We start from the raw sequence: 22,150 nt of genomic DNA on the forward strand, positions 1-22,150 counted from the left end.
CTCCGCTCCCCTCTCGGGGGGAGCGGAGCGCCGTTCTTCCGCGGGCCCAGGGGGCCGACGGCCCTACTCGCGCCAGCCGTAGGAGCCGGCGTCACCCTCCTGGCCGTCACCGCGGGGGGCAGCCTGGCCGTCACCGTACGGCCGGCCCTCGCCGTACGGATCCGCCTGGCCGTCGCCGTGGTGTCCCTGCCGGCTGCCGTACGGGGCCGCCTGACCGCCGCCGTAGGCGCCCGGGCCGCCGCCGTACGGGCCGGCCTGGGCGTTGCCGCCGTACTGGCCTTGGCCCTGGCCGCTGCCGTACTGGCCCTGGCCCTGACCGGTGCCGTACTGGCCCTGGCCGCTGCCGTACTGGCCCTGCCCCTGACCGGCACCGCCGTACTGGCCCTGCCCACTGCCGCCGTACTGGCCCTGACCGCTGCCGTACGGCTCCGCGTACCCGTCGCCGTACTGCCGTCCGTCGCCGTACGGGGCCGCCTGACCGTCGCCGTACGCGTCGTGGCCGTGGCCGTACGGGCCGGCCTGGGTGTTACCGCCGTACTGGTGGCCCTGGCCCTGGCCGTACCGCCCGTGGCCCTGGTCGTCACCGTACGGTGCCGCTCCTCCGGGGCCGTACGGTCCCGCCCCCGGGCCGGCGGTGTACGGGCCGGCGTCGTACGCGGCGCCCTGGCCGCCGCCGGCGTACGGGTCCTCGTCCCGGCCGTGGAACTGCCCCGCCGCACCGGCGGCCGGGGTCCCGGACGGGTCGTCGTCCTGCCGCCGCTCGTCGGCAGCCGCGGCCTTCTTCGACTTGCCGCGCGCCCGCAGGAACTCGATGGCGATCGGCACCACGGAGATGAGAACGATCAGGATGAGGATCATCTCGATGTTCTCGTGCACGAAGTCGATCTGGCCGAGCGCCGCACCGAGCAGGGTCACGCCGACGCCCCAGAGCACGCCGCCGATGATGTTGAACGTGATGAACGAGCGGTAGTCCATCCGGCTCACACCGGCGATGATCGGCGTGAACGTACGGACGATGGGCACGAAGCGCGCCAGCACCAGCGACTTCGGCCCGTACTTCTCGAAGAACTCGTGGGCCTTCTCGACGTTCTCCTGCTTGAAGAGGCGGGAGTCCGGGCGCTTGAAGAGGGACGGGCCCACCTTGCGGCCGAAGAGGTAGCCGACCTGGTCCCCGATGATCGCCGCCAGCGCCACCAGGACGCAGACCAGCCAGAGCGGGTACTTCAGGTCGCCCGTGGTGACGAGGAGACCTGTGGTGAACAGGAGGGAGTCGCCGGGCAGGAAGAAGCCGATCAGCAGCCCGGATTCGGCGAACACGATGAGCAGGAGGCCGGGGAGGCCGAACGTGTTGAGCAGGTAATCCGGGTCCAGCCAGCTCGGGCCGAGCGCAAGCGTATTCAAGGGTCCGGGCTCCAGGATCGATCGATGGCGGCTGCGTGGCCGCCCCAAGCTATCAACGCCGGGGAACGCCTCCGGGTTCCAGTGGCGTAGCCAAGGATGCGGCCGGTACCGAGCGGGGCGAGGCTGGCCACAGGAGGTGCCACGTCATGGGCATTGAGGACTACGGCGGCGGACAGACGCCGCAGGCGGACGTCCTGGTCGTCACGACGAACGACGTCCCGGGTTATCAGGTGACGCAGGTCATCGGCGAGGTCTTCGGACTCACCGTCCGGTCGCGGCACCTCGGCAGCCAGATCGGTGCGGGGCTGAAGTCGGTGATCGGCGGCGAGCTGAAGGGACTGACCAAGACCCTGGTGGAGACCCGCAACCAGGCGATGGAACGGCTCGTCGAACAGGCGCGGGCCCGCGGTGCCAACGCCGTACTGATGATGCGCTTCGACGTCAGCGAGGCCGCCGACGTGGGCACGGAGGTCTGCGCCTACGGAACAGCGGCTGTGGTCACCCGGACCTGACCGCTCCGGCCCCGCTCCTCACCCCCCATCCGGAGGCCCACCCATGCCCATGTCCGTGAACGTCGCGGTCGTCTACTACTCGTCCACCGGCACGATCTCCACGATCGCGAAGGCCCTCGCCGGGGACGCCGAGGCGGCCGGTGCCCAGGTGAGGCTGCGCAAGGTGGCGGAACTCGCCCCGCAGGCCGCCATCGACTCCAACCCCGCGTGGGCCGAGCACGCGCGGGCGACCGCCGGTGTCCCCGAGGTCTCGCCGGACGACATGGTCTGGGCCGACGCGGTGATCTTCGGTTCGCCCACCCGGTACGGCAACGTCACCGCACAGCTCAAGCAGTTCCTCGACACCTTGGGCGGCCTCTGGCAGACCGGGCAGCTCGCCGACAAGGTCTACAGCGGTTTCACCGCCAGCAGCACCACCCACGGCGGCCAGGAGTCCACGCTGCTCGCGCTCTACAACACGATCCACCACTTCGGCGGCATCCTGGTCACCCCCGGTTACACCGACCCGGCGAAGTTCGCCGACGGCAATCCGTACGGCACCTCCCACGTGTCGGGGCAGGGCGACATCCCGGTCGGCGAGGTGACCCTCACGGCCGCCCGCGTCCAGGCCGAGCGCGTCGTGAAGTTCACCCGGGCGCTCAAGGCCGGTCTCGCGGCCGAGGACTGAGAGGAAGACGCCCCCATGCCACTCCACCAGGGCGCACACGGACGCACCCCGTCCGAGGAACACCGCAGGCTGGCCCTCAACCCGTTCTTCGGGGAGGCCGACCCGACCGCGCCGATGGCCGCGGCACCCCCCACCCACCGCCTCCCCGACGGTCCGCTGCCGCCCATGACCGCCTACCGGCTCGTCCACGACGAGCTCATGCTCGACGGGAACTCCAGACGCAACCTGGCCACGTTCGTCACCACCTGGATGGAGCCCCAGGCCGGTGTGCTCATGGCCGAGTGCCGCGACAAGAACATGATCGACAAGGACGAGTACCCCCGCACCGCCGAGCTGGAACGGCGGTGCGTGGCGATGCTCGCCGACCTGTGGAACGCGCCCGACCCGGCGACCGCGGTCGGCTGTTCGACCACGGGGTCGAGCGAGGCCTGCATGCTGGCGGGGCTGGCGCTCAAACGGCGCTGGGCGGCCAGGAACGCCGACCGGTACCCGGGGACCGCCCGGCCCAATCTCGTGATGGGCGTCAACGTCCAGGTCTGCTGGGACAAGTTCTGCACGTTCTGGGAGGTGGAGCCCCGGCAGGTCCCGATGGAGGGCGAGCGCTTCCACCTGGACCCGCAGGCGGCCGCCGAGCTCTGCGACGAGAACACCATCGGTGTCGTCGGCATCCTCGGTTCCACGTTCGACGGCTCCTACGAGCCCATCGCCGATCTCTGCGCCGCGCTGGACGCGTTGCAGGAGCGCACCGGGCTCGACATCCCCGTCCATGTGGACGGCGCGTCCGGAGCGATGGTGGCCCCGTTCGTCGACGAGGACCTCGTGTGGGACTTCCGGCTCCCCCGGGTCTCCTCCATCAACACCTCGGGCCACAAGTACGGCCTCGTCTACCCGGGGGTGGGCTGGGCCCTGTGGCGCTCACCGGCCGAACTCCCCGAGGAGCTGGTCTTCCGGGTCAACTACCTGGGCGGCGACATGCCGACCTTCGCACTGAACTTCTCCCGGCCCGGCGCACAGGTGGTGGCGCAGTACTACACCTTCCTGCGGCTGGGCCGGGACGGCTACCGGGCCGTCCAGCAGACGTCCCGGGACATCGCGCGGCGGCTGGCCGCGGAGTTCGAGGACCTGGACGACTTCCGGCTGCTGACGCGCGGGGACGAACTGCCGGTCTTCGCGCTGACGACGAGCCCCGACGTGACCGCGTACGATGTCTTCGACGTGTCCCGGCGGCTGCGCGAACGCGGCTGGCTGGTGCCCGCCTACAGTTTCCCCGCCAACCGCCAGGACCTCTCGGTGCTGCGCGTCGTCTGCCGCAACGGCTTCTCCTCGGACCTCGCGGAGCTGCTGATGGACGACGTGCGCAGACTGCTGCCCGAACTGCGCGGCCAGGCGCACCCCGCGAACCGGGGCCCGGGGGTCGAGACGGCGTTCCACCACTGATGCCCCGGCCGCCACCGGGCGGCCGGCCACCCGGTGCTCCGTCCACCGTCTCGCCCGCCCCGGGCCGTTCGTGCGCCGCGCGCGGCCGGCCCGGGAGCGGCGGGAGGCACCGGAAGGCGCGAGGGTGTCAGCCGCGGCGTCCGGGGGCCCCGGCCGCGAACGGGTTCTCCTGCCCGTCGGCGAGCACGCCCACGAAGGGGGCACCCTCACCCGCGAAGGTGTACGCCCCCGCCTCGATCCGTGCGACGAGGCCACGCGTCCACTCCGCGCCCGCGTCCGCCGAGTGCAGCCACATGTTCATGATCTCGCCGATGTGCCCGAGCGGCTGAGGCCCCTCGGCAGGCGTGTAGTGCTCGGTGACCGACGCGCGCCAGCCCTCGATGGCGGCGATGCGCTGCCGCAGCAGTGCCACCGCCTCGGCCCGCCCCAGATCGACGATGAAGCCGATGCCTGCGGAGAGGACGTCCGTGCCCTGGTCATAGGAGGTCAGCGCGGACCTCAGCAGGGTGAAGAACTCCTGGGTGCCCCTGTCGGTGATCTCGTACTCGGTGCGGGGCGGACCGCCGGCCGTCGAGGGGGCGACCTCGTGGGCGAGGAGCAGGTCCTGCTTCGCCATCTGCTTGAGTGCGTGGTAGATCGATCCGGGCTTGGCGTTGGACCACTCGTGGGCGCCCCAGTACTCCAGGTCGTTGCGCACCTGGTAGCCGTGTGCGCGGCCGTGCTGGCGCACGGCTCCCAGGACCAGGAGACGGATCGCCGACATACCACCCCACCCTTGCCGTCAACTGCGGCCAGGGTATCCCTCGCCCTCGGCGGCGGCGGGAGGACGGGCCACCTCCCCGCACGCGGCGGGCGGGGAGCGGCGCCGGACGTCAGAAGGGGAACGTCGTCCGCCCGTGCTGGACCGAGACCCACTGCTGGGTGGTGAAAGCCTCCACGGCCGCCTCGCCGTTCAACCGGTCCATGCCGGAGAGCCTGTCACCGCCGAGGGCCACCAGGGGGTCGTCCTGGGCAGCGGAGTCGTTGACGTGGAACACGCCGCTCGCGATGCGCCGGGCGAAGCGCACGCCGCGCTCGGTGTCGGCCGTGTGCACGGCGCCGCTCAGCCCCTGGGGGCTGTCGTTGACGAGGCGTACGGCCTCGTCCTCGCCGTCGAACGCCGCCAGCAGCGCCACCGGGCCGAAGACCTCCTGCGTCAGCAGCGGTGAACCGGCGGGCAGCCCGGTCAGCACCGTCGGCTCGACGAGGCTGCCCCGCGTGCGTCCCCGGACAAGGGCGGTGGCACCGGCCGCGAGCGCCTCGTCCACCAGAGCCGTGAGCGCGTCGGCCTGGAACTCGCTGATGACCGGGCCGATCCGGGTCCCGGGGTCGCGCGGGTCGCCGGTCTTCAGGGCGGCCACCTCGGCGGTGAAGCGCTCGGCGAACTCCGCCTCCACGGACCGGTCCACCAGGATGCGGTCGGCGGCCATGCCGGTCTGCCCCTGGTACAGGAAACGGCTGTGGACGGCCGCCCGTACCGCCTGCCCGATGTCCGCGTCCTCCAGCACGACCAGCGCGCTCGTGCCGCTCAGTTCCAGGACGGTCCTCTTGAACAGTCCGGCGGCTGTCGCCGCGATGTGCCGGCCGACGCGCTCCGAACCCGTGAAGGAGATCACCTTGGGCACGGGGTGGTCTATGAAAGTGTCGCCGATCTCGGCACTGTCGGTGATCAGCACGTTCAGCAACCCGGGGGGCAGTCCGGCGTCCTCGAATATCCTCGCCACCAGCCCCCCGCCGACGACCGGGGCGTTCTGGTGGGGTTTCACCACGACCGCGTTACCGAGCGCCAGGGCCGGGGCCACGCTCTTCACCGTCACGAGGAACGGGAAGCTGAACGCGCCGATGACGCCCACGACTCCGACGGGCAGCCGGTAGAGCCGGTTCTCCTTGCCGTCCGTGACGGAGGGCAGCAGGCGGCCCGTCGGGGTGAGTGCCTGGCCGGCGGCGGCACGCAGGAATTCCCGCGCCGCCCGGACCTCGTACTCCGCCCGGGAGCGGGTGCTGCCGAGCTCGTCGATGATCGCCTCGACGATGTCGTCCGCGCGTTCCCCGACGAGGCGCTCGGCGTGCTCCAGTACGGCGCGGCGGGAGTAGGGATTGGTCACGGCCCACGCCCGCTGCGCGCGTTCGGCGGCCCGGTAGGCGAGGTCGGCCTGTGCCGAGGTCGCCACGGTGACGGAGCAGAGTTTCTCGCCGTTGTAGGGATTGAAATCGATGATGTCCCACGAGCCGCTGCCGGTGAGCCACTCGCCGTCGATGTACTGGTGGGCCAGTTCATTGAAGAAGGACATGCAATCCCTTCAATCCCTCACTGCAGGCGCGGACTCCTGTAGATACGTCATCGTACTGTCGGATCAGATCAGTTGGAGAAGTCCCCGCAGAAGATCCCGGCTCTCCTCGGGCCCCGGACTGTCGTCGTGGAGCCGCGTCATGGCCTTTTCGTACTGAGCGACCTCCTCCGGCTTGTCCAGATAGAGCGCGCTCGTCAGCTGTTCCAGATAGACGATGTCCGACAGATCGGATTCCGGGAAGCGGAGCATCGTGAACGCCCCGCTCTCCCCCGCGTGGCCACCGAAACTGAAAGGCATCACCTGGAGGGTGATGTTGGGGTGTTCCGACATGTCGATGAGGTGGCGCAACTGGGCACGCATCACCGAGCGTTCGCCGTAGGGGCGGCGCAGGGCCGCCTCGTCGAGCACCGCGTGGAAGCGGGGGGCCCGCTCGGAGACCAGTGCCTTCTGGCGCTCGAGTCTCAGCGCGACCCGGCGGTCGACCTCCGCCGCCGGAGCGCCGCGCATACCCCGCTCCACGACGGCGTGGGCGTACGCCTCGGTCTGCAACAGGCCGTGCACGAACTGGACCTCGTAGATCCGGATGAGCGAGGCCGCCCCCTCCAGACCGATGTACGTCTGGAACCAGCCGGGCAGCACATCGCCGTAACTGTGCCACCAACCCGCCACGTTGGCCTCACGGGCCAGGCCGAGGAGTGATTCGCGCTCCGCCTCGTCCATGACTCCGTACAGCGTGAGCAGGTCCTCGACATCCCTGGCCTTGAAGCTCACCCGTCCCAACTCCATGCGGCTGATCTTCGATTCAGAGGCTCGGATGGAGTAGCCGGCCGCCTCACGGGTGATGCCGCGCGACTCGCGCAGCCGCCTGAGCTGTGAGCCCAGCAGGATGCGCCGCACCACAGATCCACTCGACTCGCCTGCCGGCACTGGTCCAACCCTCCCCATCGCTTCCCGTGCATCGGGATCCCCCCGAACCCCGGAGGCGGATTCTGCCACCAAAACGCTTCAGCGCGTACTCATTCGATTACACAAATGGCAAGAGATCCGGAAAGCTTCCGTGCCCGTACCGGGAATAAATGAGTAAGAACCGTCACGCTACCGGGCACGTCCGGCGCGTGCACGTGCATCTGCCCTTGCATCTGCTCTGCGCATTGGCAACCATGGTCCTCGCGCACCTGCGTGCCCGTTCCTGTTGTGCCGCTGTACCCCTCGCAGAGCCGTCAGAAGCAGTGCCGTCACAGCCGCGATTCCCGGGAGTGCCTCGTATGGGGACGAATGGATCGACGACGCTCGAGCCGTTACGGCGAGGGCTCCCACCCATCGACCCCTCCGCGGTCGCCGGTTCGGCCTCCTGCGCGCTGCCGTCCCGGTACGAGGCCGTGGGCGGTGCGCGGAGGTTCACCCGCACCACCCTGATGTCCTGGGACCTGGGCGACCGCTTCGACGACGTCGCCCTGGTGGTGTCCGAGCTGGTCACCAACGCGCTGCGGCACGCCCTGCCGTGCGAGGCCGCGCGGGAACACCAGGACCCCTCGGTGCGCCTGCACCTGATGCGCTGGACTTCACGGCTCGTCTGCGCCGTGCGCGACCCCAGCGCTGACGGCCCGGTGGCCGGGGAGGCGGTGGACTCCGCGGAGTCGGGCCGCGGCCTGTTCCTGGTCGAGTCGTTCAGCGACTCCTGGGGGTGGCACCCCTCGCCCGTACCGGCCGGGGAGGCGCAGGCACGTCTGCCGCGCGGGAAGGTGGTGTGGGCGCTGTTCCGGCTGGCGGACAGGTCCGGCGATACCGCCGCGGACGGCCCGGCCGTGGAGCGCATGCCCTCCACGACGCGCGCGGAGGCGTTTCCCTACAGTCTCTGAGGCTCCCGCCGCGAAGCCGTCCGGTGGCGTGCCCGGACCGCGCGTGCGGGGCGGGTGCGCCGTCAGCCGTCCAGGGCCAGGTGGTCGAACTCCCCGTCCTTGACGCCCAGCAGAAGCGCCTCTATCTCGGCCGGCGTGTAGACGAGGGCCGGCCCGTCCGGGTGGCGCGAGTTGCGCATGGCCACATGCCCGCCGGGCAGTTTGGCGAACTCCACGCAGGAACCCTGGGAGTTGCTGTGTCTGCTCTTCTGCCAGACGACTCCGCGAAGCTCTGTGGCCGCCATGCCGTTGTACACGTCGTGCACAGGACGCTCCCCGAGTTGCAAGGTGCAAGTGTCAACTAGCTCGGATCATAGCTGTGTTCATATGCCGATGCATGAGCAGATGCACGTGCACACCGGGTGTGCGAACGATTACAGGTTTCCGTGATCTGTCCGGGCCTTCACACACCCCCCTGCGGAAGAGACGCGAAAAGCATCGGTCCGGATCCCGTTTCCACGATTTATTCGGCCCCGACGCGGCGACGTGACGCGGGAATTGCGCCCTGTACACCTGGGGAACCGAACCCGGGCGGTACTCAGGACGGCGCGCCGTTCACCCCCTCCGCGCCCGGCGTACCCTCCAGCCCCCGGGAGAAGTCGTCCAGCGCCCGCAGGAGCAGGACAGCGCCGCCCCGCACGAACGGGCCGGGCACCGGCGCCGCGCCCGCCTCGCCCTCCGGCGCCTCCCAGCGCTCCACCACCCGGCGGACCGGCTCCCAGTCCGGCACCCGCCGCTCCCGCACGGCCCGGGCGCCCTGTTCGGTCGCCCTGCGCAGCGCGCCGGCCAGCTCCGCCGCCCCCGGCACGGGATCGGCCGAGCGGGGCGGGAGGTGGGCCTCCATCAGCATGGCGACGCGGCCCAGCTGGGCGAGTGCCTGCTGGGCGTCGTCGGCGGCGGTCCTGGAGATGCCCCGGTGCCGTACCGGCTCGTGCTGCGCCGTCTCCAGGGCCTCCTGCCAGGCGACCCGGGCCTCACGGGTGGTGAGCAGCGCGGCTCGCACGTCCTCCAGATCGGCGGTGGCCGGATCGGCGTAGTGGTCCAGCACCGTGGCCGCGTACCTGCCGTCCGTGGTCAGCCAGGCGGCGAGCCGGTTGCGCAGCCGCGGGGTCTCCCACGCGGGGTAGAGGGCGTACGAGACCATCGCGAGCAGCCCGCCGACGAAGGTCAGGACGACCCGTTCGGGCACGGTCTGCGACCAGTCGTCCCCCGCCATGCCGAGGAGGAACACGACGTAGGCGGAGACGCACGCCTGGCCGACCGCGTACCCGGTGCGCATCAGCAGGTACATCAGGAACGCGCAGACCACCGCCAGACCCGCGGCCACCGTCACCCCGGGCCGGACCGCCTGGACGATGCCGGTGGCGAGGGCCACGCCGACGAGGGTGCCGCCGAACCGGGCGACGGAGCGGGAGTAGGTCTGCGAGAACTCCGGGCGCATCACCATGACGGCGGCCATCGGTGCCCAGTAACCGTGGCCGAACGGCAGGGCGGCGCCGAGGAGGTAGCCGGCGGCGACGACCACCGAGACGCGGACGGCGTGGCGCAGGATCGGTGACCTGCGGTGCAGCTCCCGGCGCATCGCCGTCAGCACCACGGGGACCAGCCGCAGCAGCCCGGGGCGGCGCCGGGTCTCCGCGGCGTGCCCCGAGGGCGCCCCGGTGCCCGCGCCCTCCGCGATCTCCATGACGTCGGCGAGCAGCACGTTGAGCCGGTCGGCCGCGCGCCGGGGCGGCCCGACGAGGATGACCTCGTTGTCCGGCGTCCGCAGGACACCGAGGTCGGTCGGTGCGACGCGGACGGGCTCGCCATGCCGCACCGCGGTGGCCGCCGCGTCGAGGACCGAACCGGCGGCGGACAGCATCTCGCGCACCCAGGCGCGCTCCAGCCCTTCGGCGGGTACGCCCAGGGCGGGGTCCGCCAGCGAGGCCAGGACCGGTCGCAGGCGCTCGGCGATGCCGCGGGCCCCGTGCAGTTCGGCGGGGCGCCGGCGGGCCTGGCGCGGGGTCACGGCGGCCGCGCTGCGCGCGGTCATCAGCGGCACCGGGTCGAAGTGCGTGGTCGGGTCGTGCCGCAGGCGCCGGGCGTAGTCGGCCTCGGCGGCCAGGGCGTCGGCGAGCGCGTCGCGCTGGGCGCCCCACCGCCGCATCGGGAACAGCACGATGAGAGCCGCCTGCACCAGACCGCCGCACGCCATGACGGCGGCGTGCGTGGCGGCGTCGGCCACGGAGGTGGGGAGGGTGATCGTCACCAGCATGATCGCGACGTTGGAGGCGGCGATGATGCCGCCCGTCGGGCCCGCGGCCCAGGCCATTCCGGCGGCGAACGTCCAGATCACCAGTATGGCCAGGAAGAGGACGGTGTGGGAGGCGCTGACGTAGCCGACGAACGTCGACACGGCGAGGCTGGCACCGGAGACCAGGGCGAGCACCGGCCGGGGACGCCAGCTGCGCTGGAAGGTGGCGATGGCCGCCTGGAACGCGCCGAAGGCGGAACCGGCCGCGATGACGGGCCCGAACAGGGCCAGGCTCACCCCCACGACGAGGGCGAGGCCCACCGCGCCCCGCAGGGCGATGAGTGGTTCCAGCCGCCGCCGCTCGACCGTCAGCCCCGAGCGGGCGGTCTCCTTCAGCGCCCGGAACCAGCTCATGGCACGAGCGTACGGGCTTCCCCGGCGTCCGTGGCGGACCAGCGCGCGGGACGCCGGGCACGCCGGTACGTCCCGCCAGGGCCTACCGGCCGATCCCGGGCCCCCGGCGGCCCATGTCGGCCCGGTCGGCCGCGTGCGTCCCGTGGGTCCAGCCGTCGGCGTCCGTCGCGCCGCGCACGCGTGCGGTGGTCGTCCTCGGGAACATCCGCTCCGCGGTGCCGGTGACGGCCACATCCCGGGCGGCCAGCACGGGCAGCAGGCCGCCGGCGGCCTCGTCCCCGCCGGCCTCCGCGGTGACGCGTGCCGTGTCCGCCGCGAGACGGCCGCCGAGGCGCTGGGCGTAGGCCAGCAGGAAGGACTGACGGAACGTCTTGGTCCGCCGGCGCCCGCCGGCGCGCTGGCCCGCCTCCGCCTTCGTCATCGCGGCGGTGCCCTGCACCAGCAGCGAGGTGAAGAGCAGCTCCACGGCCTCCAGGTCCGGCTCGAACCCGACGACCGTCGTGAATCCGAGTTCGCTGTTCCACACGGCCCGGCACCGGTTCGCCGAGGCGATCGCGTCGAGCAGGATCGCCTTGGCGTCCTCGTACGGGGCGTCGACCCCGATCCGGCAGGCACCCGGGGTCTCGGCGCTGTGGGTACGGGCGGCGAGCAGGGCCTCGTCGATGCTGTGCCGGGCCATCAGCTCCTGCGCCTTGGTGGTGAGTGCCTCCGCCTCCTCCGGGAAGCCCGTCGCCTCGGCCTTGGCGAGCAGGGCGCGGATCCGGGTGAGCATGCGGGGCTCACCGTGGGCGGGCGGGCGGTGCCGGTCGTCGGCGGCCGTGCCCGGCGGCGGGCCGACCGGTTCCACGGCCGGCAGCCGCAGCAGCAGCCGGTACAGCTCCAGCAGGGCGGAGGCGTAGGTGAAGCGGTCCGGGCGGTTGCGGGGCGCCGGCGAGGGCAGCGCGGCGAGCTGGTCCGCCCAGCGCGGCGGCAGGGCGCCGTACCGGGCGGTCTCCGCGGTGATCAGCGTGGCGGCGAGCGCGGCCCCGGTCTCGTCCAGCTCCCGCCGGACGGTCCGCACCACGTCGGCGGGCTGCCAGCCGCGCTCCCAGGCGCGGCGGACGAACTCCTCCCCGCGGCGGTGCAGCTCGCCGTCGGCCGACGGGTCCGCGGCCAGGAGGGAGGCGCCGGTATCCAGACCCGCGTCGTCGTCCGAGTAGAGGGCCGCGGCACACGCCCGGTCGATCACCGATTCCATCCGGTCAGGGTAACGACCCGCTGCTCGGCGGGGCCTGCCCGCTCCCGCCTCCGGCACCCTGGAGGACTCCGCCCGTCCGGCACGGCGGCCCGCGTCCCGGCACCGCCCGGGAGTGCGTGCCACCCGGGTGGCCGGGCGGGCCGAACGACCCGCCGGCGCGTGCTCAGACGCTGCGGACGTGGACCGCCTGCGGCCCCTGCGGGCCCTGGGCGACCTGGTACTCGACCCTCTGGCCCACTTCGAGGCCCCTGTCGCCGGGTTCCTGGATGTCGCTGTACCGGAGGGGCAGGTCCGCCCCCTCGTCCTGCGCGATGGTTCCCGTACCGCTGTCCGCGTCGAGCGTCTTCACCGTGCCCTGGCTCATGGTCGCGCCTTTCGTGTGGGTGCCGGGCGCGTGCGTGCACTCCCGGCCGCATGCTGAGCTTCCCCGAGCACAAAGTGGACAAACCGCATGCGCCGGCCGCCCGCTCCACACCCTCCCGGCTGCCGCGCGGCGCACGGCCGGGGCCGCACAGGTGTCAGTGGCGGGTGCCAGACTCGGATCATGACCGAACGTTGGGCTCTGGCCCCCGCTGAGGCGGGTGCGGCCCTGCTCGTGCCTCTGCGGGCGGACGGCCTGCCCGCCGGACCGGTGCTGGCCGAGCCCGACCTCGCCGAGTCCGTCCGCTCCCGCCCGCACGTCACCCGCTGGGTCTGGCGGTCGACCGCGGAGGTCTATCCGCGCCTCCTTGCCGCGGGCGTCCGCGTGGAGCGGTGCTACGACATCGAGTGCGCCGAACTCCTGCTGCTCGGACACGAGGGGCGGCTGGGCGAACCCCGGTCGGCCGCGGCCGCCTGGGCACGGCTCCGTGACGCCCCGGTGCCTGCCGACCCGCCGCCCCGCCCGGCGGCGCCCGGCTCCCAGTCCTCCCTCTTCGAACCGAGCGCGGGGACGGGCGTGCCGTTCGACGGGCTGCTCCAGGTCTACGCGGAACAACTGCGCCGCCACGGCAGGGCGGCGCACCCGGACAGGATGCGGCTGCTGACGGCCGCCGAGTCGGCCGGGATGATGGTCGCCGCCGAGATGAACAGGTCCGGCCTCCCCTGGCGGACCGATGTGCACCGGGAGGTGCTGGACGGACTTCTGGGCGAGCGCTACGCGGGCGGCGGCGAACCGCGGCGGCTGGCCGAGGCGGCGGAGGAGGTGTCCGCGGCCTTCGGCCGAAGGGTGCGGCCCGATCTGCCCGCCGACGTCGTGAGGGCCTTCGCGCAGGCCGGGATCAAGGTGAGGTCGACCCGCAGGTGGGAGCTGGAAGGGCTGGACCATCCCGCGGTCGAACCCCTGATCCGCTACAAGAAGCTGTACCGCATCTGGACGGCCCACGGCTGGGGCTGGCTCCAGGACTGGGTGCGCGACGGCCGTTTCCGCCCGGAGTACCTGCCCGGGGGCACCGTGAGCGGCCGGTGGACGACGAACGGCGGCGGCGCCCTTCAGATCCCCAAGGTGCTCCGTCAGGCCGTCGTCGCCGACGGCGGATGGCGGCTCGTCGTGGCCGACGCCGACCAGATGGAGCCGCGCGTGCTGGCCGCGATCTCCCGCGACCCGGGCCTGATGGAGGTGGCGGGCCATGAGGGCGACCTCTACAAGGCCCTGTCCGACCGGGCGTTCCAGGGTGACCGCGACCACGCCAAGCTGGCCCTGCTGGGGGCCGTCTACGGGCAGACCTCCGGCGACGGCCTCAAGAACCTCGCCGCGCTGCGGAGGAGGTTCCCGCAGGCCGTCGCCTACGTCGACGACGCGGCCAGGGCCGGCGAGGAGGGCCGCCTCGTCCGCACCTGGCTCGGCCGCACCAGCCCGCCCGCCGCCGGAGCCGGCGAGGACGGGGAGGCCGGCATCCCGCAGGAGGACGACGAACCGCAGGCCGGGGAGAGCACCGGCGGGTACGGGTTCACACCCGGCTACGCCTCGTCGAACGCCCGGGCCCGGGGACGTTTCACCCGCAACTTCGTCGTCCAGGGCAGCGCGGCCGACTGGGCCCTGCTGCTCCTGGCGGCGCTGCGGCGGACGCTCACCGCCGAGGGGATGCGGGCGGAGCTGGTGTTCTTCCAGCACGACGAGGTGATCGTGCACTGCCCGGCCGAGGAGGCGGATGCGGTCGTGCGCGCGGTCCGGGAAGCCGGGGAGCTGGCCGGACGGGTCGCGTTCGGGCGTACCCCGGTGCGGTTCCCGTTCACCACGGCGGTCGTCGAGCGCTACTCGGAGGCCAAGTGACGGCTCCCGCACCCCGCCTCGGTGTACCGGTGCCCAGCCCTGCGCCGGCCGCGCCACGTCCGTGTCCGGGAGTCACCGGACCCGCCGCACCGCCCTGCCGATGACCTCGCGCCCGCCTCCACCTCGTCGTCACGGACGCGGCTCGGCCGGTTCCCCGGCCCCCGACCGGCCCGCCTCCGAGCCGCCCGCACCACGCCGGAGCCGTACCGGGGCGGACCCCGTGCCCGCTATAGGCTCCGGCCATGGCGACGCACGAGCAGGAGATCACCGAGCCCGTCGACCTCTGTCTGCCGGACGGCACCCTGAACCAGGCGGCGGTCGGCTGGTCGAGGAAGCCTCTGCACCGCGCCAATCTTCGCGGCTGGGGCCGGACCAAGCGGTGGGAGTACTGGTGCGTCACCACACCCACCCACCTGGTCGCGCTGACCGTCAGCGATCTCGACTTCCTGGCGTTGAACACCGTCTACGTCCTGGAATACGGACCCGGCGGCCGCGAGATCGAGTGTTCCTCGATCGTCCCGGCCGCCCGGGGGGTGCGCCTCCCGGACACGGTCGCCGGGGCGCCGGGTTCGAGGGACGTGGTGGTGGGACCCGCACGTCCGACGGGGGGCAGGGTACGCATCGAGATCCGTGACGAGGACGGCGGTACCCGGCTGCGGGCACGCTGCCTGACGCCGGACCGGAGCCCCCTGGAGGTCGGCCTGCTCGTCGCGCGGCCCGAGGCGCACGAGTCGCTCTCCGTCGTCGTGCCGTGGAGCGAGCAGCGTTTCCAGTACACCTCGAAGCACACCGCGCTGCCCGCCGCCGGCCGGGTCCGGATCGGCAGCGAGATCCTGACCTTCGGCGGGGAGGACAACGAGACCTGGGCCGTCCTGGACCACGGCCGCGGACGCTGGCCCCGCACGGTCGACTGGAACTGGGGCGCGGCCTCCGGCCGTACCGACGGGCACACGGTCGGCCTCCAGTTCGGCGGCCGCTGGACGCGCGGGACGGGTTCCACCGAGAACGGGCTCTGTGTCGACGGCCGGCTCACCAAGATCGGCGAGGAGCTCGACTGGCACTGGTCCCCCTCCGACCTCCTCGCGCCCTGGACGCTCCGCACGCCGTCCTCCGGCCAGGTGGACCTGACGTTCACCCCGTTCCACCACCGGTCCGCCCATACGGACGTCGGGCTGATCGCCAACCGCACCGACCAGTGTTTCGGCCACTACGACGGCCGTGTCCGCACCGACGACGGCACCGAGATCGCCGTGCGGCACCTGCTGGGATGGGCAGAGGACGTCCACATGCGCTGGTGACCCGGGCGGAGCCGCGGCGACCGGCCGGAGGGGCGGCCGGGGTCTTTCGTCCCGGTCAGGCGGGACAGCCCTCCGGCGCTGCTGCCCCGCAGGTGGGCCAGGACGGTCAGGACCCGGCGGTTCGTCGCGCCGGTGAGGGTCAGGTCCGCCTCGGGCTCCTACGGGCCCGTCACGACCGGACGCGGGGACGGCAGGCCCCACTCGCTCCACGACCCGTCGTACACCGACACTGCGTGGTATCCGGCGAGTCCGGCGCCCAGTGCCAGGACGCACGCGGTGACCCCCGACCCGCAGCAGGCGACGAACCGCTCCCGGCCGCCCGTCAACGACTCGTACAGGGCACGCAGTTCCGGCGGCGGGAGCATCCGGCCGTCCCGCTGGACCTCGCCGAACGGCAGGTTCAGGGCGCCCGGCATGTGACCGCCCCGCAGGCCCGGCCGCGGCTCGGCCGCCGTGCCGGCGAACCGCTCACGGGAGCGGGCGTCCAGGACGGCCACTCCCGGGTCCGCGAGTGCGGCCACGACCGCGTCACCGTCCACCAGCAGGCCCGGGCGGGGCCGGGCCACGAAGTCCCCTTCCGGCGCGGCGGCCCGGGGGCCGCCGGCGTCGACGGGCAGCCCGGCCGCCTCCCAGGCGGGCAGGCCGCCGTCGAGCACGGCGACCCGGCCGAAGCCCATCGCCCGGAACATCCACCAGGCCCGGGCACTGGAGTAGAGGCCCGCGGCGTCGTAGACGACGACGGTGTCCGTCTCCCGGACACCGAGAGCGCGCACCTCCCGGGTGAAGTGCGCGGCCCCCGGCATCGTGTGCGGGACGGACGCCGCCCGGTCGGACAGCGCCCCGTCGATGTCGAAGCGCCGCGCCCCCGGAATGCGCCGCCCGGCCTCGCGGTGGGCTCCCACCGAGGCGTCCAGGACCACCAGGCCCCCGTCGGCCGCCCGGTCGGCGAGCCAACCGATGTCGACGAGCGGCCCCGGCAGGCCTCCCGCATCCGGCGCGGCACCCGTCGTCTGCGCGTCTTCGGCCATGCGCTTCCCTCCCGAGTCGTCGAGCCCGGCCGCCCCGGACCGGTCCCCCGGGCCCGCGTCGGCAGCGGCAGCGGCAGCGGCAGCGGCAATGGTTCGAACGGCGTGCGGCGCCCGGGGGTTCGCCTCATTGTCGCGGCCGCGAACCGGGTCGGCCGCAGAAGGGGGTTCAGACCCTGCCGAGACCGACCTGCACCGCGAAGGGCGCCGAGGCCGTGACGACGCCGGTGAACACTTCCCCGTCCCGGTAGACCCTGGCAGCGGGTCCGGCACGTAGGTGTACACGAGAGGCACGCCGGTGGTGGCCTGGAGTGATGCTGGACGCCGGCGGCATCACGTTCGCCGGTTCGACGTTCCGCGTGCTGATCCTCACCACCCACCAGCACACCGGCCTGCGCATCGTCAGCCTTCTCCCAGGCTCACACGCTTGTTCAGCATCCGCGGCGTCGACGCAGTCCTGGACATGTGGCCGACCCTCGGCGCGGCCCGGACCCTCCGGTCCAACTGCGACGCAGGACCGACGCCCTCCCTGCCACACCGTCCCCGGACGAAGGGCGGGAACCGCTGCCCGCCGGTACACCGGAGCCGGAGCCGAGGCTGCCGTGCCAGGGCCGGTCGGCGGCGCGGTGGAGTACCGGCTTCCCTGGTACGTGGGCCCGCCGGTTGCGCCCAGGTTCAGCGAAGGGGCGCGGAGCGGAGAGACAGGTAGTAGTCACCGACCGCCGACAGGTAGCCGGGATCACCTGTCTCGCTGTCGGTGGTGAATCGGGGAGCGGCCTTGATCTCCTCCCGGGACGGTGCGACCTTCACCGTCTGCGCCCCGGTGTCGATGGCGATGACAGCACCGGCCGGGATCAGCACGCTTCTGCCGAACTTCCAGACACCGGTGTCGACGACCAGGTGCTGTATGCCGGGCTGGTCCTGCTGACGGTCCACGTGGCCGATGCCCCCGTCCGCGGCCTCCACGGTGAAGCCCACCAGCGACCGGCCATCCGTGTGACCGCTGTCCGGTGCGTACATCCACATACTGCTCACAGACCCAGCCCTTCGTCCCGGCCCGCCGCGGACGGTGGCCGCTCTCCTGCGACGGTCTCTTCCTTCCCCGCCACGTGCCGGGCAATCAGGCATTCGACGCGACGGTCGGCGCGCAGGAAGGCCAAGTCGGTTGCTGGCGCGGCGGGTTGGGTGGCGGCTTGGTCGGATGTCGGCTTCCCCGACCGCCCAGGCCCCTGTGGCGGAGGCGGCCGTTGCGCGAGGGAAGGGCCGGGCCGGGAAGTCGGTCACGGCCGTGCTCCGGCCCTCTGACTACTGTCCACGGACGGACAACAGCAGCTCACGTCTTGCCGGGCCGGACTGTTCCAGCACACGGTGAGGGCCCGTCCGGATGCTCCGGACGGGCCCTCACCACTGCTTGCCGGCGGGTCACGCCTGCCCGTCGCTCAAACGGCCACAGGGGCGCCGAGCATCGCGGAAGCCCGCTGCAACGGGTCGACAGCCCGGGTGGGTGCGGGGGCCGGGGCCAGGTCGCGGCAGGTGAAGCCGAGCTGGGTCATGGCCCGCAGGACTTCTCCGGCGCTGAAGTCGCGGCGGTCCTGGCGTGTGATGACCTGTCCGACCTGTTTGACGGGGTAGGTGCGTCTGCCGATGATCACGGACTCGCCGGGAGCGTGCTCGGGCTTGATGCCCTTCATCGATTCGAGGACGCCGCTCCTGGTGAGGTCGAACGGGAAGCGGGCGATGACACAGCGCATGATGCCTCACAGGGAGCAGGGAGAGGGACGAAGAGGGAGTGGTTCTGCCGCGGATGGGACGGCTCAGCGGGCGAGGGCGAGGACGCCCAGGGCGCTGCCGTGTTCGTCCACCACGGGCAGGACATCGACGTCGCTGTAGCGCATCATGTGCCCGGCTTCGGCCATGGTGGTCACGAGCGAGGTGAACGGCCCCGGGTCGCCGAGGATGTCCCGCAACCGGTCCCTGTCCGAATACGCGGAGCCGTCACGGACCGCTGTCAGCTGGGCGTGGGTGACCAGTCCGGTACACAGGCCGCTGTCGTCGCAGACAAGCAGATGCCCGGTACGGGCACTGGCCATGACGGCCAGTGCCACCTCGACGGTCATGTCGTCACAGACCTGCGGCCCGGCGGTGTCCATGGCATCGGCCACCGTCCTGCCCACGGCAGTGGCATGGGTCGTGCGGGGCTGCATCTGGACGAGCGTCAAAAGGTGCCTCCTGCGGGGATGGGTGAGCTTCCCGGACCACGGACTTCTCAGGCTGCGGCGTCGAAGGAGGACTGATGTGCGGTCACGCGCCGGGTCGCGGAGGCGGAGCTGCGCCGCCCGCGAGAGGATGCGCTGCGGCTGCGCTCACGCCGCGCGACCACCGGCGCGGTGATCGTCACCGGAAGACCGGAGGGGGTCCGGGCACCGGTGATGCGGCCGAGTGCCTCTTCGCCGGAGCGGACCTGCGTGGTCCGGGGCACGATGCCGGCGGCGGTCATGAGGCGGGTCATGTCGCGGCGCTGGTTGGGGGTGACGAGGGTGACGACGCTGCCGGACTCCCCAGCTCGGGCGGTTCGGCCGCCGCGGTGGAGGTAGTCCTTGTGGTCGGTCGGCGGGTCGACGTTGACGACGAGGTCGAGGTTGTCGACGTGGATGCCGCGTGCGGCGACGTTCGTGGCCACGAGTACGGTGACGTGCCCGGTCTTGAACTGGGTCAGGGTCCGGGTGCGCTGCGACTGTGCCTTCCCGCCGTGCAGCGCGGCGGCCCTCACTCCGCTGGCCAGCAGGTGGTCGGTGAGCTTGTCCACGGCCCGCTTGGTGTCCAGGAACATGATCACCCGGCCGTCGCGGGCCGCGATCTCGGTGGTCGTACGGTTCTTGTCCGCGCCGTGCACGTGGAGCACGTGGTGCTCCATCGTGGTGACCGCACCGGCGGCCGGGTCGACGGAGTGGACGACCGGGTCGGTGAGGTAGCGGCGGACCAAGCGGTCGACGTTGCGGTCCAGGGTGGCGGAGAACAGCATCCGCTGGCCCTCGGGGCGGACCTGGTCCAGAAGCTCGGTGACCTGGGGCATGAAACCCATGTCGGCCATCTGGTCGGCCTCGTCCAGTACGGTGATCGCGACCTCGTCAAGTCGGCAGTCACCGCGGTCGATGAGGTCCTTGAGCCGGCCCGGCGTCGCCACGACGACCTCGGCACCACCCCGGAGCGCGTTGGCCTGCCTCCCGATCGGCATCCCGCCGACGACGGTGGCCATGCGCAGCCGCACCGAGCGGGCGTAGGGGGCGAGAGCGTCGCTCACCTGCTGGGCCAGCTCACGCGTCGGCACGAGGATGAGGGCCAACGGCTGGCGAGGCTCGGCACGCTGACCGGCGGTGCGAGCCAGCAGGGCCAGTCCGAAGGCCAGGGTCTTGCCGGAGCCGGTGCGCCCGCGCCCCAGGGCGTCGCGGCCCGCGAGGGTGTTCGGCAGGGTCGCCCCCTGGATCGGGAACGGAACGCTCACCCCCTGCACGGTGAGCGCGGCCAGCAAGGAGGCGGGCATGGCGAGGTCGGCGAACGCCTCGACCGCCGGAAGCGCGGGAGTGACCGTGACCGGCAGGGCGAACTCGCCCTGGACCGCTGCGGGCCGTCGCCCATGCCCACCCGAGCGGCCCGAACCGCCGGGACGGGCCGGGGCAGCGGAACGGGCCGGCGCGGTCGAGTCGAAGCGGCTACCGCCCCGGCCGGAGTCGGCGGTACGGCTGCGGGCACGGGAAGAACCATTGTTCGTACGTGTGGGGTTCATTCAGAACCTTCCTTGATACGGCACGCATCAAGGAATTCCCGCAGCGGAAGAACAGCGCGGGGAATCACAAGAACGGGCCGAGCAGAATGATGAATCCAATAGGACCTGCGGCTGATCCCGGATCAGGAGGCAGGGCTATGGAATGGAGACGCCATAGGGGCGAGGAATCCAGTTCCACCGACAGGTGGGACTCAGAAGGAGTGGGCAGCGAGAGCACTCTGCGGGAGAGAATCTCACCGCAGGTGGCACCACTCCGGGACGATGCCCGGAGCTGGGGCCCGCACCCCGAAGGATGCGGGCCCCAGCTACGAAGTGCGCGTCAGGATCAGGCGGGAACGATGTTCTCGGCCGTCGGGCCCTTCTGGCCCGGTGCGATGTCGAAGGTGACCTTCTGGCCTTCGAGCAGCTCGCGGAAGCCCTGGGCGGCTATGTTCGAGAAGTGGGCGAACACGTCGGCGCCGCCACCGTCCTGCTCGATGAAGCCGAAACCCTTGGCTGCGTTGAACCACTTCACAGTGCCTGACGCCATGTCATGTCTCCTTCGGGGCAGGTACGTCGGGAGCCGTCATGCACGGATCCCGCGTCGCCGCGATGATGCCCCGCCCGGAGAGAACCGGAAATACAATGAAGCTTCCACCGGTCGGAAATACCCACGCAGAAGCCTGAAGTTTTTGGGAACCACAACTGCAACCGAGGTCGACAGTAGCATGCCGTAATGGTCCGCGTACGGGAAAAAATTCCAGCCTCTTCGGTGCGATAAAAACACTCCCAGCGCGGCGCATCGAACCCTCACGCCGTGGCCATAGATATCGGCCCGCCTCGGGCACAGCGTTGCCGGAAGAGTGCTCACCCTTCACAGCGCGGGGATGCCGACCGTTTGCCGGCGGCGACGGACCGGAGTTCACGGCAGCGCGAAGGGCCCCTCCCGAACGGAGGCGGTACGCGTCCGGGAAGCTGCCGCTGACGCCGCGGCCGAAGCCCTCCACCGTGTTGAAGCCGCCTGCAGACGCCGCCCCGGCCAGCCGATGGACATCATGCGCGAAGAAGCAGCGGCATGACAGAGTGCCCACGCCGAAGACGGAAGCATCCTTTCGGGCATGACAACCGCAGGGAAGACGGCCCTTGAGCGCACTTCCGGCAGGCGAGTCCGGCACCTGCCGGTCTTCCACCGACGCGCGGCGCCGCAGGCCGGGGTCGGCGTGCCGAGCGGCTCAGGGTCTCGGTGGTGTCCTGCGTTGATCCGCTGGGCTTCCTGGAGTCGTTCCTCAAGGATGACGACGCGGCAGGCGGCTTCGACCGGGGTAGCGCCGTCGACGAGTTCGCGGGCGCGGGCGGCGATGCGGATGGTGACGGGAGCAGCGGCGATGGCCGCCCGCGGAGCGCAGGGGCGTGATGAGACGGGCTTCGCCGACGGCGCGGAGGAACCCTTGTGTGGTGTTGGGCATCTCGGCTGCCCGGCCCACGGTGCAGGCGGGGCAGTCGGCATCGTCGGGACGGCCGAACAAATCGTCTGCTGTCATCTGTACGTTCCTGCGGAACACACGTCGGAGGGGCCCGGGTGCCAGATGGCACCCGGGCCCCCCAGGAACAGCGACACCCACCACCCGCCGTGATAGGCGAACCCCGCGCGGGGTTTAACCCAGCCAAACAGAAAGGAAGA

The 22,150-nt window shown here is 72.1% G+C and carries 20 protein-coding genes and 2 pseudogenes; 6 read left to right on the forward strand and 16 right to left on the reverse strand.

Annotation, left to right across the window (positions count from 1 at the left end; all coding sequences use genetic code 11):
• Positions 1-63: 63 nt before the first annotated feature.
• On the reverse strand, positions 64-1,401 hold the full coding sequence (locus ABZ371_RS11505) for a DedA family protein (protein ID WP_358676858.1): 1,338 nt from the start codon (positions 1,399-1,401) through the stop codon (positions 64-66).
• 146 nt (positions 1,402-1,547) lie between these two features.
• Between ABZ371_RS11505 and ABZ371_RS11510 the strand changes: the two genes are divergently transcribed.
• The 3 genes from ABZ371_RS11510 to ABZ371_RS11520 are packed head-to-tail and all read left to right on the forward strand — an operon-like array spanning position 1,548 to position 4,017.
• Positions 1,548-1,913 (forward strand): YbjQ family protein, encoded by a 366-nt coding sequence (locus ABZ371_RS11510; protein ID WP_358676861.1) that lies wholly within the window; start codon positions 1,548-1,550, stop codon positions 1,911-1,913.
• A gap of 43 nt (positions 1,914-1,956) precedes the next feature.
• Positions 1,957-2,580, forward strand: a complete 624-nt coding sequence (wrbA, locus tag ABZ371_RS11515; RefSeq protein WP_358676864.1) for an NAD(P)H:quinone oxidoreductase — start codon at positions 1,957-1,959, stop codon at positions 2,578-2,580.
• Positions 2,581-2,595: 15 nt separating this feature from the next.
• Entirely contained in the window at positions 2,596-4,017 is a 1,422-nt protein-coding gene (locus tag ABZ371_RS11520) for a glutamate decarboxylase (protein WP_358676867.1), read from the forward strand.
• A 127-nt stretch (positions 4,018-4,144) separates the two neighbouring features.
• Here ABZ371_RS11520 and ABZ371_RS11525 read toward each other — a convergent pair whose 3' ends face one another.
• The 3 genes from ABZ371_RS11525 to ABZ371_RS11535 form a co-directional block, all read right to left on the reverse strand.
• The gene (locus tag ABZ371_RS11525; RefSeq protein ID WP_358676870.1) at positions 4,145-4,780 is read right to left on the reverse strand and encodes a PadR family transcriptional regulator; all 636 of its coding nucleotides are present in this window, start codon (positions 4,778-4,780) and stop codon (positions 4,145-4,147) included.
• Positions 4,781-4,889: 109 nt separating this feature from the next.
• Positions 4,890-6,347 (reverse strand): aldehyde dehydrogenase family protein, encoded by a 1,458-nt coding sequence (locus ABZ371_RS11530; protein WP_358676873.1) that lies wholly within the window; start codon positions 6,345-6,347, stop codon positions 4,890-4,892.
• A gap of 63 nt (positions 6,348-6,410) precedes the next feature.
• Positions 6,411-7,292: a helix-turn-helix transcriptional regulator gene (locus ABZ371_RS11535; protein ID WP_358676876.1), complete on the reverse strand. Its 882-nt coding sequence runs from the start codon at positions 7,290-7,292 to the stop codon at positions 6,411-6,413.
• A 320-nt stretch (positions 7,293-7,612) separates the two neighbouring features.
• Here ABZ371_RS11535 and ABZ371_RS11540 point away from each other — a divergent pair, with 320 nt between their 5' ends.
• A complete protein-coding gene (locus tag ABZ371_RS11540; RefSeq protein ID WP_358676878.1) occupies positions 7,613-8,206 on the forward strand; it encodes an ATP-binding protein in 594 nt (197 codons plus the stop codon).
• 62 nt (positions 8,207-8,268) lie between these two features.
• Here the strand turns inward: ABZ371_RS11540 and ABZ371_RS11545 are convergent, their stop codons facing one another.
• From ABZ371_RS11545 to ABZ371_RS11560, 4 genes are all read right to left on the reverse strand, one after another.
• The gene (locus tag ABZ371_RS11545; protein WP_358676913.1) at positions 8,269-8,511 is read right to left on the reverse strand and encodes a DUF397 domain-containing protein; all 243 of its coding nucleotides are present in this window, start codon (positions 8,509-8,511) and stop codon (positions 8,269-8,271) included.
• A gap of 272 nt (positions 8,512-8,783) precedes the next feature.
• Entirely contained in the window at positions 8,784-10,895 is a 2,112-nt protein-coding gene (locus tag ABZ371_RS11550) for an FUSC family protein (RefSeq protein WP_358676880.1), read from the reverse strand.
• 82 nt (positions 10,896-10,977) lie between these two features.
• Entirely contained in the window at positions 10,978-12,132 is a 1,155-nt protein-coding gene (locus ABZ371_RS11555) for a DUF2786 domain-containing protein (RefSeq protein ID WP_358676883.1), read from the reverse strand.
• 163 nt (positions 12,133-12,295) lie between these two features.
• Positions 12,296-12,496, reverse strand: a complete 201-nt coding sequence (locus ABZ371_RS11560) for a cold shock domain-containing protein (protein WP_358676886.1) — start codon at positions 12,494-12,496, stop codon at positions 12,296-12,298.
• A 180-nt stretch (positions 12,497-12,676) separates the two neighbouring features.
• Here ABZ371_RS11560 and ABZ371_RS11565 point away from each other — a divergent pair, with 180 nt between their 5' ends.
• Positions 12,677-14,383 (forward strand): bifunctional 3'-5' exonuclease/DNA polymerase, encoded by a 1,707-nt coding sequence (locus ABZ371_RS11565; RefSeq protein ID WP_358676889.1) that lies wholly within the window; start codon positions 12,677-12,679, stop codon positions 14,381-14,383.
• A 242-nt stretch (positions 14,384-14,625) separates the two neighbouring features.
• Positions 14,626-15,681, forward strand: coding sequence for a DUF2804 domain-containing protein (locus ABZ371_RS11570; protein WP_358676892.1), 1,056 nt, complete (start codon positions 14,626-14,628; stop codon positions 15,679-15,681).
• Positions 15,682-15,839: 158 nt separating this feature from the next.
• On the opposite strand, the gene ABZ371_RS11575 is transcribed toward ABZ371_RS11570, so the two are convergent.
• The 8 genes and pseudogenes from ABZ371_RS11575 to ABZ371_RS11610 form a co-directional block, all read right to left on the reverse strand.
• A complete protein-coding gene (locus ABZ371_RS11575) occupies positions 15,840-16,709 on the reverse strand; it encodes a sulfurtransferase (protein ID WP_358676895.1) in 870 nt (289 codons plus the stop codon).
• A gap of 166 nt (positions 16,710-16,875) precedes the next feature.
• Positions 16,876-17,015 (reverse strand): annotated as a pseudogene (locus ABZ371_RS11580) (Uma2 family endonuclease); the annotation flags it as partial.
• A 366-nt stretch (positions 17,016-17,381) separates the two neighbouring features.
• Entirely contained in the window at positions 17,382-17,741 is a 360-nt protein-coding gene (locus ABZ371_RS11585; protein WP_358676898.1) for a PRC-barrel domain containing protein, read from the reverse strand.
• 404 nt (positions 17,742-18,145) lie between these two features.
• Positions 18,146-18,457, reverse strand: coding sequence for an SCO5918 family protein (locus ABZ371_RS11590; protein ID WP_358676901.1), 312 nt, complete (start codon positions 18,455-18,457; stop codon positions 18,146-18,148).
• A gap of 63 nt (positions 18,458-18,520) precedes the next feature.
• The gene (locus ABZ371_RS11595; RefSeq protein ID WP_358676906.1) at positions 18,521-18,925 is read right to left on the reverse strand and encodes a CBS domain-containing protein; all 405 of its coding nucleotides are present in this window, start codon (positions 18,923-18,925) and stop codon (positions 18,521-18,523) included.
• Between the two features lie 47 nt (positions 18,926-18,972).
• Complete coding sequence (locus ABZ371_RS11600) at positions 18,973-20,490, reverse strand: DEAD/DEAH box helicase (RefSeq protein WP_358676909.1); 1,518 nt, start codon at positions 20,488-20,490, stop codon at positions 18,973-18,975.
• A gap of 325 nt (positions 20,491-20,815) precedes the next feature.
• Positions 20,816-21,019, reverse strand: coding sequence for a cold-shock protein (locus ABZ371_RS11605; protein WP_076967088.1), 204 nt, complete (start codon positions 21,017-21,019; stop codon positions 20,816-20,818).
• A 702-nt stretch (positions 21,020-21,721) separates the two neighbouring features.
• Positions 21,722-22,010, reverse strand: a pseudogene (locus ABZ371_RS11610) (MerR family transcriptional regulator); the annotation flags it as partial.
• Positions 22,011-22,150: the final 140 nt, after the last annotated feature.

The organism is Streptomyces sp. NPDC005899 (assembly GCF_040629645.1).
GTDB lineage: Bacteria > Actinomycetota > Actinomycetes > Streptomycetales > Streptomycetaceae > Streptomyces.

Coding starts and splice junctions, on each gene's coding strand:
- ABZ371_RS11535 (WP_358676876.1), bottom strand. CDS start 7,292: ATGGGGAGGGTTGGACCAGTGCCGGCAGGCGAGTCGAGTGGATCTGTG.
- ABZ371_RS11510 (WP_358676861.1), top strand. CDS start 1,548: ATGGGCATTGAGGACTACGGCGGCGGACAGACGCCGCAGGCGGACGTC.
- ABZ371_RS11570 (WP_358676892.1), top strand. CDS start 14,626: ATGGCGACGCACGAGCAGGAGATCACCGAGCCCGTCGACCTCTGTCTG.
- ABZ371_RS11560 (WP_358676886.1), bottom strand. CDS start 12,496: ATGAGCCAGGGCACGGTGAAGACGCTCGACGCGGACAGCGGTACGGGA.
- ABZ371_RS11565 (WP_358676889.1), top strand. CDS start 12,677: ATGACCGAACGTTGGGCTCTGGCCCCCGCTGAGGCGGGTGCGGCCCTG.
- wrbA (WP_358676864.1), top strand. CDS start 1,957: ATGCCCATGTCCGTGAACGTCGCGGTCGTCTACTACTCGTCCACCGGC.
- ABZ371_RS11530 (WP_358676873.1), bottom strand. CDS start 6,347: ATGTCCTTCTTCAATGAACTGGCCCACCAGTACATCGACGGCGAGTGG.
- ABZ371_RS11520 (WP_358676867.1), top strand. CDS start 2,596: ATGCCACTCCACCAGGGCGCACACGGACGCACCCCGTCCGAGGAACAC.
- ABZ371_RS11550 (WP_358676880.1), bottom strand. CDS start 10,895: ATGAGCTGGTTCCGGGCGCTGAAGGAGACCGCCCGCTCGGGGCTGACG.
- ABZ371_RS11555 (WP_358676883.1), bottom strand. CDS start 12,132: ATGGAATCGGTGATCGACCGGGCGTGTGCCGCGGCCCTCTACTCGGAC.
- ABZ371_RS11590 (WP_358676901.1), bottom strand. CDS start 18,457: ATGCGCTGTGTCATCGCCCGCTTCCCGTTCGACCTCACCAGGAGCGGC.
- ABZ371_RS11605 (WP_076967088.1), bottom strand. CDS start 21,019: ATGGCGTCAGGCACTGTGAAGTGGTTCAACGCAGCCAAGGGTTTCGGC.
- ABZ371_RS11525 (WP_358676870.1), bottom strand. CDS start 4,780: ATGTCGGCGATCCGTCTCCTGGTCCTGGGAGCCGTGCGCCAGCACGGC.
- ABZ371_RS11600 (WP_358676909.1), bottom strand. CDS start 20,490: ATGAACCCCACACGTACGAACAATGGTTCTTCCCGTGCCCGCAGCCGT.
- ABZ371_RS11575 (WP_358676895.1), bottom strand. CDS start 16,709: ATGGCCGAAGACGCGCAGACGACGGGTGCCGCGCCGGATGCGGGAGGC.
- ABZ371_RS11540 (WP_358676878.1), top strand. CDS start 7,613: ATGGGGACGAATGGATCGACGACGCTCGAGCCGTTACGGCGAGGGCTC.